Genomic DNA, 13259 nt, shown 5'->3' with positions numbered 1-13259 from the left:
CTCGCAGTCGGCGCATCAGGCGAAGGGCTCTTCGCCCTGCAACTTGGTGCGGTGCATCATTCGCCCGCACTCGGGGTCATAGGCTTCGGCCCGGTGCATGGTGCCGGTGTTGTCCCAGATCACCAGATCACCGACCTGCCACGCATGGCTGTAACTGAACGCCTCGGACGTGGCCCATTCGCGAAGGCCGACCAGAATCCGCGCACTTTGCGCCAGGCTGAGGCCAACGACTTGCTGCGCGGTGCAGCCCAGAATCAGCGACTTGCGACCGGATCGGTGCTTCCAGACCAGCGGCAACTCCTTCTCGCCGATCGCCTGCATGGCCTCAAGCATTGCAAGGCCAGGCTCCGGATTGTAATAGAGTAACGATGCCCATGGGGCATGAATGACGCGCAGACCGTCGTAATGCTGTTGGTCAGCGCTCGATAACCCCTCGTACGCCGCGTAAGTGTTACAGAAACCCGTGTTGCCTCCCCAACTGGCGGGCACCTTGCAGGACAACAACGACGCCAGAATGGGTGAATCGCTGCTCGTACCGTCGATGTGCCAGTAGAGCGAACCTTTGAGAAACTCCGCACCTGCCGGATTCTCTCTCACATCCAGGCTGATCCGGGTGATGTTCTGCCCATCGCCGGGTTCAGGGCAGAACGTACCCAGGGTGCGAGTAAAGGCAATCTGCTCTGCGTCGGAAAAATGAATCTGCGGGAACACCAGCACCCCTCGCTGCTCCAGCAGTTCCCGGATCTCCCCAGCGAATCGACCCGACAGCAGTTCCTGCTTGCCGTTGAAAATACGCGAGCCAATACCTGGCTTTATGGGTTCCTGCGACAGCTGAACGAGCGAAGTGGCTAACATGGTGCGACCCTCCTCATAAGTGAACACAACGGTACACTTATGAGGAAATGGAAGCAATAGCCCTGTTTTGCCGCGGGACGTTTTAAAGGGAATGCAGGTAATTACCCAAGTGATCGTGCAGGAAGAAAGCGAGCAATACTCCGATAAGCATTGCCAGCAAATCCAGCGCTCTGGCCTTGCCCCATATCGGCGTGCGCTCCCGGAGTCGAAAATACCAGGGGCCCGTACAGAGAATCAGACCCTGCCCCAGGAACCAGACAAGGGCAATGAAAAGCCCAGTGCTTAAAAGGCTATCGTTTCTGACAATCAGAGAACCTGTCGACTGACTCAAGGCAGCAAAATAAAGGCCGACCACCCCGATGACCGCCATCACCAGCCCAATGGGCCAGGCTGGAAAGCCACGACGCTGTACGTGCTTTTCAAGGTTCGACCGATCCCCCTCCAAGAGCTCGATGGTTCTCGGCCATCCTGCGATGCGAGCAAGCGTCAGTACGTCATGGCCGTTGCTGTTGGTCGCCGCAGAATCTGCCCCCATGTACAGAAGCGTGGCGACGAAATTGCAATTACCGGCGAGGGTTTCGCGATGGATCATCTGCCAGCCCGAGTCGTCGTAGTCAGTGGCCAGACCCGGGTCATCACGAAGGCCCTCTTCCACGGCACCCTGTGCGTTGAGTCCCATCGGATGCTCAAGCCGCTCCAGCTTGTTCAAGGCACGTTTATCCGATGCACTGTCCAGTGCGCGAGAGAAGCAGACCGGTGACTTGCCCTCTGCTGGCGGAACAAGCATAACGGTCCCCGCCTCACCAAAGTCCAACCCCCACGCCTGGTCATGCTCGACGCGCTCGGCCGCAGACATGCCGGACCGCAGGGCATCGATAGTGAAACCGCCGAATGCGCGACCGCCAAACACATAGACCCAGTCATTCAAGCGGTCCAGGGAAACCGACACAGGGTCCCCTGCATTTATCGAACTCACCCACACAGGCTCATTCATGAGAATGCCCGAGAGGGTCAGGCCGTCGAAATCGACATCCGTGACCCACATGTTCTCAACCGACGGGCTGTCGGGATCGGCTGAGTCAGTCGTGAAGGACACCTTTACCGCAGCCAGGTCCAGCGCTTTCACAATTCGGCGACGCTCCCAGGACATCTCGCGCCAGAAGAATCTGAAGGTGCGCTGCGCACTGGCAACCGCGACACGAAAGTCCTCGCTCTCGCCTTCAACACCGTAAATTTTTTGCTCCGTCATTGGCAGGGTCATTCCTTGTTTGATGAGTGCGAACAGAATGGCGGTGTCGCTGGCCCTCATTCAATTCGGCTGTTTCAAATACATTACTTCTTGAGTCACTGTGGCGCCAATCTCGATATTACCTGCTTGCGGCCAGGATAATCCGCTGCCAAAGTACCTCGAACGAACGCCTGATATGCAATTCAAGGAAAGAATCAACGTGCACGCCCCTGCCCCGCAAATCCTCATCCAGCGCATGGCCGACATTCACCTCGAAGGTGTCACTGCACTCTATAACGAGCCTGCGGTGTGCCGTCAGGTGCTGCAGATGCCTTATCAGTCCATCGAAGTCTGGCGCAAACGCCTGGCTGCCAGTACCGAGCGACACGTGAAACTGGTGGCGCTCCATGGCAACGAGGTGATTGGCAGCATTGGCCTGGAGCAGTATTCGCGCAGTCGACAAAGCCATGTCGGCGCTATCGGCACGGGCGTCGCATCGGCGTGGCAGGGCAAAGGCGTCGGCTCGAAGTTGCTGGCAACAGCACTGGACATCGCAGACAACTGGATGAACCTGCACCGGGTGGAATTGACCGTGTATGTCGACAACGAAGCTGCCCAGGGTCTGTATCGAAAATTCGGTTTCGAAACAGAGGGCCGGCTGCGCAACTACGCGGTGCGCGATGGCCTGTTCGTTGATGCCTTGAGCATGGCGCGGCTCAGATAAACCGTGTCCTTCAACACCGCGACTTGAGCGATGCGTTAAAGCATGCAAGGATCAGCCATGAATCAATTTCACCGAAGCAACCGACATCACCACCACAGCCCGCTTCAAGGTGCTGCGGTTGCTTGTGCTCATCGATTGGCCAGATATAGATCCACATTCTGACCCATCAGTGAAACCGACCAAGGCGCCCATGGCGCCTTTTTTATTGCCTGAAAAAACTGGAGATCATCACCCATGACCATGCTACGCGGAACCCGCATCGTGACCGGAACAGAAGCCGCAACCCTGCGTGACACAGAAAACCGTTTCCGGAGCTATCTTCATCGAAGCCGGGGCTGAGGAAGCGATAGTGCCGGCCTTATGGGGCCAGGACACCTTTATCGAAAAAGCCGGCGGCAGCGAAATCATCGGCCAGATGTGGGCCTTCGAGGACAAGGCCGGACGCGCCTGTTGCCTGATACCCGAAGCCACGGCGCTGTTTCAGGAGCGCAGTGAAGCGCTGCTTGAGGGGCGACGTGACGCAATGTTTTTCTACGTCGCACGCTGTTATCGCTACGAGCGCCCGCAAGCCGGACGCTACCGCGAATTCACCCAGCTGGGGCTGGAAATCCTCAGCCCTTCACCGCAGCAGGCGTTGCTGCGCAGCCAGGCCATCTGCACCGGTTTTCTGGATTCGCTGGGCCTGGACTATGAACTCAATACCGCCGTGAAACGGGGCCTGAGCTACTACCTGGAAGGCAACGGCTTCGAGGTGCGATGTTCGCGCCTGGGTGCGCAGCAACAAGTGGTCGGCGGCGGCGCCTATCGGGAGGGTGCCGGGTTTGGCATCGGCCTGGAGAGGCTGGTATTGGCGCTTGGGTGCGGCCAATAACCCCCCATCCTGTAACTGGCCGTAGAAGCGCAACGCGTTACACTGCGCTTCTACCCAGCCCCGACCCGAGGCCCCCGTATGAAAGTTGGTGTGATTTCCGACACCCACGGACTGCTCCGTCCTGAAGCCATCGCTGCGCTACAGGGCTGCGCACAGATCATCCATGCCGGTGACATCGGCAGCCAGGACATCGTCGAGCAACTGACCGCCATCGCCCCCCTGCACATCGTGCGCGGCAACAACGACATGGATGCAGACTGGGCAACCCCCATCGCCGATCACCTGCGCTTCGACATCGAGGGCTGGGAGGTCCTGCTGGTCCACGACATCGCCGACGTTCCAGTGCTGTTGGATGACAACGTGAAACTGGTTGTTACCGGCCATTCACACAAACCCCTCATCGACTGGCGCGGCGACACGCTGTATCTGAATCCGGGCAGCGCCGGACGGCGGCGTTTCAAACTGCCGGTGACGCTGGCAATACTTGAAATGAATTCAGATGCGATTGAGCCGAGCCTGGTGCAGTTGGTTGACTGACAACGGGGCTGACGCTGAGTATTTCTTCAGCAAGAAAACGGAGTTTCGAGCAATAATTATCGTCCCCACGCTCCGCGCTCATCGTTATACACAAGCCTTGAAGAGTCCTAAATACAGGGCTGACACCCCGATGATTCTCGTTCCCACGCTCCGCGTGGGAATGCAGTTCGTGACGCTCCGCGTCACCCTGAACGCAAGACTCATCCCCGTACCGATAAGCGCTCCAAATACCGATACGACACAGGACCTCTAGAGATCCCGCGACATCAGATAGTGCTCCTTGCCCCACGCCTCAATACGCTCTAACACCCGCCAACCGCGCTTGGCGTAGAACCTGTGCTGATCAAGGGTATGCAGATACAACGTAGAGATACCGACAGACCTTGCATGACTGCAAATGCCGTCGATCAACTGCCCTGCAACGCCCCTGCCTCGCGCCTCAGGTTTTACCAGAACACACGCCAGCCAAGGCCCCAGATCCGGACGTTCGGCCAGATCGTCGCTGGCCAGCGCGGCACCGCCCAGCAACTCACCATCCTCCAGGGCAATCAGGCACTTCCAATGACCATTTGCCTGTCCTTGAGAAAAGTCCAGTTGCCAGTCAGCGAGTGATTGCGATGCAAACTCGTAATCGAACTGCCGATGGAGCCACAGCGCCGTCGTGTCGCTGTGATGCATGTGGTTGCTGAGCCAATCCAGAGTGCGCATGTGCAGTCCTTGTAATGAATCAGAGTTTCACCCTTACACAACTTGCGGAACAGCAATAGACAAGTACCATTCCCAAAAAGCACGTCGTAATTTTGGATCTCCATCCTCAGACAATCCGCCTGCAAAGGCTGACGCGACTAGGTAACTAGATTCGAAGCCTTCAGGATCCAAGTCACGATCTACACGATGATCGTATGGCTCGAATTGAAAATCATCAACAGCTGTTGCAATTGTATTAGCAGCAGCATGCCCAACAAACATCGCCGGATACTCTTCTGCCTCGTACTCTTGATCCTCAACTATTGAAACATAAAACTCATCCCTGATACCAAGTGCTTTAGCCTCATCAAATTTCCCCTCAGCAGCTTCAAGGGCGATATTCAAAATGTAATTCAACGGTTCATTATCTTTAAATTTCTTTACCCAGAAACTCACGCCCTGCCTAACGCAAATTACATCTAAAGAAGTTAGGATAATTTTCTTCCTAGTCAGTGTCTCACCCTCAGTAATAGTATTCCACAAAAGCTTTCTGAGGGGCAGTATTAGCTCACCATCAGGCGATTTCGCCACCTCAAGAAAAAGCTTTTTAATCAAAACCTTACTTTTATTATTCATTCCGACCTCATAATTGTTTCGACAGTACCATCGGTCTTAAAGATACGTATTGCTTTAGGATCTGCTACTATCTGTTCCACCTTACTATATTTAGCCAGCTGAGAAAAGTAGCCTTGGCAGTCAGTACACATAGGTTTCGAAACCCCTAGCGGGTGATTTGGGCTTGCAATCGACATTTGTTTTTCGGCATGAGATGAGAAGTACTGCCCTTTGTAATCTCTGTCGTATGGATGTGATTTCACCTCATGCCCAATTTCTTCAGACTTAGTCTTAACCTGCTCCGCAGAAATTTTCTCATAACTTTCGGGTTTTTTATTACCCCAACCACTCAATGTTTTCTTGTCATTGGATGAGACAGTTTTTACCTTCAACTCTTTACTTTGCGGAAGGTCGGCTCTGGCCTGTGAGGCACGACCAAGCGCGGCTTCGGACTCCGCAATGTTTGAAACCTTTGCAGCCCCTTTTGGAGTGATTTTTAAATTGCCAAGATTCGACCCAACACCCTGTATTTTTATGTCATAGCGAGTGTCAAACCATTTACCTCCTTTTGCGCCCAAACCGCCGCCCAATAAAGCACCGCCAAACGCCATTAATTTTTGCCCGTCGGTCCCCTCGCCAAATAACTTCGCCCCACCCCAACCTCCAACAGTGCCTCCAGCAATACCTCCGACTAGCCCAGCAATTACAATGACAGGGCTTGCGAGAACAAAAGCGCTAGCCAGACCAACAAGCAAAATACCTCTTTCTAACAATTCGGGAACTTCAGGATTGATAGGATCAGTAGTCTCAGTTCCTCCTCCAATAAACACGTTACTCGAACCAACTACAATCTTCGCATCACATGCAATGCGATCTCCGACTCGGGCGGCAGGATGGCCATTGATGTAGACATTGCTACTACCTTGAGCTATAACCTGTGGCCTGGAACTATGCTCATCGCATTTTGCCTGATCAGCGTGTGCTCTGGCCGCAGGCTCACCATTGATATACACATCACTCGAACCGCTTACAATTTGGCCAGTTTGGTGATTGCAGCACGATAGGCTTCCGATCAGTTGGCCTACACCAGCCCCGGTCGCAGCAGACGCACCTACTATAGCAACGGCAGCCAAGCCGCCTGTCCCGACAACCAACGCCGCACCAATTGCGCCAATCGCAAGCCCAGCAAGCAGTCCTGTCAGCGAGCCTGTGTGCTCAATTGGATCATTAACGCGAGCTGCGGCGCTCATACCCGATCTACTGCCTGATCCAAGTCTGGATACGAACGCAACTCCAGGGTGTCTACCAACAGATAAAACGCGGTCTTTTCTTCAATAGTCATACCGCCTGGATGGTTACTAGTCCCTGTTACCTGAATAAGAACTGAATGTCCGAGTTCATCGTGATGCAGAAAAATAAATTGAACCTGATGAACGGGAGTTCCCTGCTGCCGCCACCTGAACTCAGCACGCCTTCCCTCCACCCCCGCCACCTCTACGGGAACAAGATGTTCGATCCACTCCAGATGCGAAAGCGCTTTTTTCAGATCAGATATTAGCAGTTGAGATAAATCTTCCAGTTCTTTATCACCCTCAACAGGGGTGCGCCCTATCACCACAGATAGCGGGCTGGGCCCAATGTCTGTAAGGGTAAACACATGGAATGTTTTGTCCTTAAAACCCTGAGGACGAATAAAACTTAGCTCATTTGTATGAAATCGTTCAGGCACTGGAATAGCATCGACAATCGCTTGCGCCAAACGCTCCTCCTCCAAACGCTTCTGCTCACGAATACGGGCTTCGGAGATACGGTCGAATATACTTGTTCTTTGCATTAGGCTACTCCTTGTCCGGCAGCTGATTAATGAACTCACTGGTCTTTATTGAGGTTAATCTTCGTCGTGCCTTCCACGTTCACGGTGATGCCCGAGAGGGTAATCGTCCCATCCTTGTTCATTACCAGTTTGCTAGACCCCACTTCAAGTGTAATCGACTCAGCAGACTTTATTTTCACCTCTCCTTTGTCTACAGTAACAAAGTACGATCCCTCCTCAACAGCGATGCTTGTCTCTAACTTGATAGTTTCTGAGTGCTTTCCTTTGACCGTGATTGTCCGATCACCTCCAACTGTATGGCTTTCGTCTACTTCAACATCAGTATCCAAATTGCGCTCAGCATGCAGACTAACTTGCTCGGCTCCTGGTTTATCCTCGAAACGGAAAAAATTGGCGTTAGAGGCTTTGCCTTTTATTGAGCGTGTAAGGAACCCGCTTTGCGTCTTGTTTGCCGGCAAAGACCATGGTGGGATGTTACGGCTGTTATATAAGCTTCCCATAACCAAAGGCCTATCTGGATTTCCATCAAGAAAGACTACAACTACCTCATCGTCAACCCGAGGAATCTGAATGCTACCGAAACCGCTGCTTGCACCAGACTGAGCCACACGGACCCAGCAAGAGCTCTTATCGTCTTGATTGCCCTCTCGATCCCAGTGGAACTGGACTTTTATTCGGCCGAGACGATCGGTGAATATCTCTTCTCCCGGCGCCCCCACGACTATAGCTGTCTGTGGTCCGGAAATAGTCGGCCGTGGCGTGACGGATTGTGGGCGAAAAACAATTTTTCTTCTTACGCAAGAAAATGTATTGAAATAACTCGCTGGCTGACCATTTGAGTAATTATTATGACCTTCACTGCGGACGCTCATAAGCAGAAATTGCCTATCTTCTGCTGGACCATAGTCGTGATTATAATGCTGCAACAGTTCAAATGTATAACCGGGCTGCATGGCTCGGCAGTTACTGGAGCCTTGAAAAGTTTTACCTCTAAGTTCAAGCGCTTCGACTCGCAAGCGTAATAAAGCTCCACCTTCGTCATAAGTGCTATGACTGAACTGACCTGGATAATCGTAAATCTCGAAATTCTCTACATCGCCCTGCATATTAATACTGTTAATTGTTACGGGCAGACGATTGCGCGGTTGAGAATAGTCAAAAGTTTGGACTGATATTCTGGAGGCCTGAAGCTGACGATTACTCTGCCAATCAGTTATTGAATCAGCGGTCTCAGTAACTGACGCAGTGTGGAAGCGAATCTTCGGTTGGTTAGGCAAAGACTCCAGCCTAGTAGAGTCATCGCAGATGATCATCGTGTGACCTTCTGAGGTATGTTCAAAGTAATAGAACATCCCCTCTTGTTCGAGCAAACGCTGTACAAAATTAAAGTCTGACTCTCGATACTGAGTGATGTAGCCATAGCGTTTTGCCGGTTTGCTGAGGCGAAACTCATGGCGCGAATAGGCAGAGCATGACGCAAAAACCTGAGCAACGACCTCCTCTACCGTCTTGTCCTGAAATATTCTGCTATCGAAACGGTTTTCAAGCATTGAAAACCAAGGGTTCAGCGTCGCGGTGTAACGAGCGATACCACCATCGCTGCCAATACTGGCAAAGCGCGTGATGTAACCGGCGACATGACGTGCGGATCCATCGGCCAGCTCGATCTCAATAACTGAGTGTTGACCCATCATCGACTTAAGCTTGATCCCGGAATCTTGGCATAGCAGCGTTAGCTCGAAGCTATAGGCGTCCGAAAGCCCCTCCGTTCCGCTGAAAGACTCCAGCAAAAGGTCCTGCGTAGGATTGGCAAGATTTCTAAATTTGAACAGACGCCGATTTTGTGGCGAAAACATTGCTGCGAGGTCCATCAACATTTGAATCTCCTTGGAAAAAGCGAGAGGCGGTGTCGCGATCAACGGCTGAGGTCGCAACCCGCTGAACAGATCCGGTCTGATGCAACAGTGTCAATCATTCTGAACCTTGATAGGAGGCCAGCGGCTGACAACCTCAGCTGGATAAATCTGAAAAAATCGTAGGCTCTGAACTACAGACATAGTCGACTCTCTCAAGATCGCCGCACAGAGACCACAAAAAAACGCGAAGGTGCCATCACCTATGCGGACTATGATGGGTCAACCTGACATCGTGAGTGCACTATCTTGGCTGATCTGAATGGCTCCTAGGAGAGGGTGCAGGCCAGGCGGTTGCACCTATACCACTACCAAGATGCACTGTTAGGATGTTGGTCACCCGACGAAACTGCAGACCTAAAGATTTACTGGGTTCCATCGGCCGCCAGCGTGGACTCAATATCTCAAAAGGATTCGCGCAGTTGGCAGTCAAAACTAGTATTCTTTCACCTATCGGCCACATCGTAGGGCCTGAGAAGGTGCAAAGGACTGATGAACCTCTTAAATTTCCAAAGCGAGAACCCGTCTGAACGCGATGCCTTCAAGGGCGAGAGCCATGATAGAGTCGCGCAAGCTATCCATGACTACATTGATAGTGGAAAAAATCACCGGGTAATTGGTCTTGACGGTGAGTTCGGCTCCGGAAAGAGCTCCATACTCCAGATGCTCGAAAGAAAGATAAAAGAAAAAAGCTCGAAATCCGTGCTGTGGATATTCGATTGCGAGCAGAACTACCAAGGCTCTATAAAGAGCAATTTTATCGAATTATTTACCGACCAGATTACTTCTCTTCTCACAAAAACAGGAGACAAATCTGCAGTTCAAGAAGTTCTTAAAACTCGCGATATTGCTCTGGGCCGGCACTTCAGCTATACGAAGGACACAAGAAGTCACATAAGCGTCTGGGCTGTATTACTGATCGCAAGTGGCGTGCTCAGCCCTACCTTCATTAGAGACTATCTGCCACAGCTTAGGGGACATATGGAGATACCTTGGTGGCAACATTTATTCTACCTAAGTACAAGTCTAGCCCCGCTAATCATTCTGATTCTCGCGTATTTCTTCAATGGAAAAGAACAAGTCGGCAAAAAACGGTGGAATATCAGCAGTCTCTTGAAAGGAAGTTCGGATGACCAAATTACTGAAACGATAGAAATCAGCAAAGAAGTCAGTCCTTTAGACTTAAAGAGAGCACTGAGAAACCACCTTCACGCGGTGAGAGATCATCACTTCATAATTGTCATCGACAACCTCGACCGACTACCTCGGGACGTTTTGCGTTCGGTCTGGAGTGATCTTGAAATATTCACATCGGTAACGGGCTCCGAAAATTTGAGCGTAATTGTACCTTTTTGCTCAACAAAAGTTTCGCAGTACCTAAACGGAGACTCTGAGCAAAGCTATGACTCAAGGGATTTCATCGCAAAAAAATTTCCAGTTGTATTTCGCACACCCCCTATCATTACCTCTGGATGGAAAGATGCATTCAGAATACTTTGGGCCGAAACTTTTGGCCCTGAGAGCCGGAGCGACGCGGATACTTGCAGCATAATCTTGCAACGCCACAGTCCAATGGCAGCGGGTTTAGTTACACCTCGACTACAAAAGAGGTTTATTAATGACATCGCCACGACCATGCTGGTCACGGCTGGACAACCAAGCTTGGTTTGCATTGCAGCATACATCGCCATCTGCAAGTACAATAACATATCCATAGAATCATTGCTTAAGGAGCCCGCCGGGCCATCAACAGAAGATGCCACTTCTACTGATAAACCCGGTGAAAAAGAAAAGAATGAGAAAAACAGCGCCAATTTAGCCAGAACAAAACGCACTCTTCAAACTTTATTGGGAGAGGATATGGATCAGGGCTGGCCCATTCAAATCCTTCAGATACACTTCCAAACATCTCCAGATATCGCCATTGCTGAGTTAATAGATCAACCCTTGGCTACAGCTATTGAATCTCAAAACGGAAGACAATTTGCTTCACTAGCAGGATACTTTGGATTCACCGATTCATTTTTGAGAGAATTGGAAGGTGAAGTTTCACCTAACAATCTTTTCCTGACGCTTCATGAAGCCGTCACCTCAGAAAACTGTGACATTAGTATGTTAATTCATCATATTAACAAAAAGTTTACAGAGAGTTTTCTACTGACAGCTCATGATCCCGACACTAGATATTTTGAGGCGACAAAAGGATTGGTTAACCTCGGACTCAGTAAGGCTATATTCGATGGAGAACTGAGATCCGCGCAAGACACATTCCTGCAGATGACCAGGCAAATATATGACCCAGACACAAAGGATGTTTATCAAGAAATTGTGAATATGTATGACAGCTATCTGGACGCGTTGAATGAGCCGTTCCCGGAAGTCACCGTGGATAGCTCAGAAATTCTCTTTCACATCTTAATTCCAAACCCTGATCTCCGTGTAATCGATGTGAATCGCATCGTACTTAGCCAGAAAGGGTATGTCGATGGAGTAAGACAGATTGTCTCGAATGATACGATCGCATTCGGCATGACCCCTTTACCTCAAGACGAGTGGGTACACTGCCTTGATAAATATTTCGGGCACATTAAGCTGTCGTCTAAAGAGCTTGACTATCAATTCGGCGATGAGCAAATAACGGAAATCATAGCTGCGATCAATTATGATCCCACCGAAGAAAGATCCTGGGTTGGACTAGCTTTTTTTAAAACATACTCCAACTCTATAGCCGGACTAATCAAAACCCACCTACCCTCAACAAAGTCAAATCGCATAAAGGTTGCTATAGCAATTATATATATGCGACTAGCAATGGGGGCTGAGGTCGCCGAAATTCCAGAAATCGAATTTGCGTTCGCTCAGGAGCCTGAACTCCTAACCTCTCTGACCAGAGCATTAATCAATAGCGGAAACCTTTTCGCTCTGACTATAGCAGACCAATCAAAGGCGATAGTCGCTCCGATCCTTGCAAATGTAATTAAAGAGCAGCTTGTAACGACATTATATGTTACTCATGTTTTTCGGCACTATACCGAGCTCTGTGAAGCATTGGCGGACCAGGGATTAGCAGAAAGTGAATTTCTAACATGGATTATTTCTTTTCCTCAGCTCACCAAACATCTTCCAACGCTAGACGAGATAGACCCGAATTTCTTCGATGCAATACTAACAGGATTAGATAACTCAATATTACCACTGAGAGCGTACATCTTGGATAGGGAGTTTGGCCCTGAGATTGACGAGACTAGTTGGCTAGCTATTTTAAACAGCCCGAACCCCAAGGTAGCTAATGCACTGGATCGCATGGTTGAAGGGAAGCTGGATTTCAAAGGTGAAAAAAATGCTCATGCCGCATTTTCTACATATATCTCAACCTTGATAAAAAAATCACCTTTTCTGGATCCATCCGATTTGGTTATGCGCAATATTAAAAATGTGCTAGAGCTTTTCGACAAGGATACACTATTTATAATCGGCACTGAACTTAGGGCCAGCGCTTATGATTCCACAGTTCCTATCGAGGCTTCTATTTTCATCTTATCCAAACTAAACTTCCTAATTCCAAGTGTAACTCCTCGAAACAAAGTTGAAGAAGAACGTTTACTCCAGATACTTTTGTTCATTCACCGTAACCCAGAGTCTACATCCCGAGTTTCAGACCTCCTCGACCATCAGTGGGAGCAGCTTGCAGACTGGTCGTTTTCTAAGGATAACAAGGATACATATGCATCTTATGTGACAAAGCTAAGAGATCGGCTACCCAACGTTTATGCAGACCTTTCGAACAAAGCAGGCTTCAAAGCCCGAATGAAGAAATTCGCGAGCGCCTTGATGGCCCGCCCAAGTGACAGCGAGGATTGAACCTTGATCGGAGAGAGCCATCTTAGGAATCGAACACTAGACATCACTTCTGAAGCTTCAGGAGTATACGTCCGAACAAGTTATCTATGGCCACGAATCTGATCGCGTGTACGTATGAATAGGCTTGATTGATA

At 50.4% G+C, this 13259-nt stretch carries 11 protein-coding genes; 4 read left to right on the top strand and 7 right to left on the bottom strand.

Translation table 11 applies throughout. The features are described 5' to 3' along the window. Nucleotides 1–15: 15 nt before the first annotated feature. Together KUIN1_RS12295 and KUIN1_RS12290 are read right to left on the bottom strand one after the other, a co-directional pair. Complete coding sequence (locus KUIN1_RS12295; RefSeq protein WP_103713365.1) at nucleotides 16–855, bottom strand: TauD/TfdA dioxygenase family protein; 840 nt, start codon at nucleotides 853–855, stop codon at nucleotides 16–18. Between the two features lie 82 nt (nucleotides 856–937). Then, nucleotides 938–2164: a YegJ family protein gene (locus KUIN1_RS12290; RefSeq protein ID WP_050586748.1), complete on the bottom strand. Its 1227-nt coding sequence runs from the start codon at nucleotides 2162–2164 to the stop codon at nucleotides 938–940. 139 nt (nucleotides 2165–2303) lie between these two features. On the opposite strand from KUIN1_RS12290, the gene KUIN1_RS12285 reads away from it, so the two are divergent. The 3 genes from KUIN1_RS12285 to KUIN1_RS12275 all read left to right on the top strand — a co-directional run bounded on the left by KUIN1_RS12285 (nucleotide 2304) and on the right by KUIN1_RS12275 (nucleotide 4215). Then, a complete protein-coding gene (locus tag KUIN1_RS12285) occupies nucleotides 2304–2807 on the top strand; it encodes a GNAT family N-acetyltransferase (protein ID WP_172980052.1) in 504 nt (167 codons plus the stop codon). Between the two features lie 289 nt (nucleotides 2808–3096). Further along, nucleotides 3097–3678 (top strand): ATP phosphoribosyltransferase regulatory subunit, encoded by a 582-nt coding sequence (locus tag KUIN1_RS12280; RefSeq protein ID WP_011267614.1) that lies wholly within the window; start codon nucleotides 3097–3099, stop codon nucleotides 3676–3678. Nucleotides 3679–3756: 78 nt separating this feature from the next. Then, entirely contained in the window at nucleotides 3757–4215 is a 459-nt protein-coding gene (locus KUIN1_RS12275) for a metallophosphoesterase family protein (protein WP_152092002.1), read from the top strand. Between the two features lie 249 nt (nucleotides 4216–4464). Here KUIN1_RS12275 and KUIN1_RS12270 read toward each other — a convergent pair whose 3' ends face one another. Genes KUIN1_RS12270 through KUIN1_RS12250 form a run of 5 tightly spaced genes read right to left on the bottom strand, consistent with a single transcriptional unit; the run spans nucleotide 4465 to nucleotide 9228 of the window. Then, nucleotides 4465–4923 (bottom strand): GNAT family N-acetyltransferase, encoded by a 459-nt coding sequence (locus KUIN1_RS12270; RefSeq protein ID WP_172980051.1) that lies wholly within the window; start codon nucleotides 4921–4923, stop codon nucleotides 4465–4467. A 33-nt stretch (nucleotides 4924–4956) separates the two neighbouring features. Next, nucleotides 4957–5538: an Imm5 family immunity protein gene (locus KUIN1_RS12265; RefSeq protein WP_103713369.1), complete on the bottom strand. Its 582-nt coding sequence runs from the start codon at nucleotides 5536–5538 to the stop codon at nucleotides 4957–4959. Beyond that, nucleotides 5535–6767 (bottom strand): PAAR domain-containing protein, encoded by a 1233-nt coding sequence (locus KUIN1_RS12260; protein WP_103713370.1) that lies wholly within the window; start codon nucleotides 6765–6767, stop codon nucleotides 5535–5537. Before KUIN1_RS12260 ends, KUIN1_RS12265 begins: the two co-directional genes overlap by 4 nt. Continuing rightward, entirely contained in the window at nucleotides 6764–7351 is a 588-nt protein-coding gene (locus KUIN1_RS12255) for a DcrB-related protein (RefSeq protein WP_103713371.1), read from the bottom strand. Before KUIN1_RS12255 ends, KUIN1_RS12260 begins: the two co-directional genes overlap by 4 nt. Before the next feature lie 35 nt (nucleotides 7352–7386). Beyond that, complete coding sequence (locus tag KUIN1_RS12250; protein WP_103713372.1) at nucleotides 7387–9228, bottom strand: type VI secretion system Vgr family protein; 1842 nt, start codon at nucleotides 9226–9228, stop codon at nucleotides 7387–7389. A gap of 528 nt (nucleotides 9229–9756) precedes the next feature. Between KUIN1_RS12250 and KUIN1_RS12245 the strand changes: the two genes are divergently transcribed. Next, complete coding sequence (locus tag KUIN1_RS12245) at nucleotides 9757–13125, top strand: P-loop NTPase fold protein (protein ID WP_152092000.1); 3369 nt, start codon at nucleotides 9757–9759, stop codon at nucleotides 13123–13125. Nucleotides 13126–13259 lie beyond the last annotated feature (134 nt).

The sequence above is a fragment of the Pseudomonas sp. KUIN-1 genome (genome assembly GCF_009176725.1).
In the GTDB taxonomy this organism is placed as follows: Bacteria; Pseudomonadota; Gammaproteobacteria; order Pseudomonadales; family Pseudomonadaceae; genus Aquipseudomonas; species Aquipseudomonas fragariae.
This window is presented reverse-complemented; position numbering and strand designations above follow the sequence as displayed.

Bases quoted from the DNA above. Each gene is read 5' to 3' on its own strand.
- KUIN1_RS12270 (WP_172980051.1), bottom strand. From the start codon at position 4,923: ATGCGCACTCTGGATTGGCTCAGCAACCACATGCATCACAGCGACACG.
- KUIN1_RS12250 (WP_103713372.1), bottom strand. From the start codon at position 9,228: ATGTTGATGGACCTCGCAGCAATGTTTTCGCCACAAAATCGGCGTCTG.
- KUIN1_RS12260 (WP_103713370.1), bottom strand. From the start codon at position 6,767: ATGAGCGCCGCAGCTCGCGTTAATGATCCAATTGAGCACACAGGCTCG.
- KUIN1_RS12275 (WP_152092002.1), top strand. From the start codon at position 3,757: ATGAAAGTTGGTGTGATTTCCGACACCCACGGACTGCTCCGTCCTGAA.
- KUIN1_RS12255 (WP_103713371.1), bottom strand. From the start codon at position 7,351: ATGCAAAGAACAAGTATATTCGACCGTATCTCCGAAGCCCGTATTCGT.
- KUIN1_RS12290 (WP_050586748.1), bottom strand. From the start codon at position 2,164: ATGAGGGCCAGCGACACCGCCATTCTGTTCGCACTCATCAAACAAGGA.
- KUIN1_RS12245 (WP_152092000.1), top strand. From the start codon at position 9,757: ATGAACCTCTTAAATTTCCAAAGCGAGAACCCGTCTGAACGCGATGCC.
- KUIN1_RS12295 (WP_103713365.1), bottom strand. From the start codon at position 855: ATGTTAGCCACTTCGCTCGTTCAGCTGTCGCAGGAACCCATAAAGCCA.
- KUIN1_RS12265 (WP_103713369.1), bottom strand. From the start codon at position 5,538: ATGAATAATAAAAGTAAGGTTTTGATTAAAAAGCTTTTTCTTGAGGTG.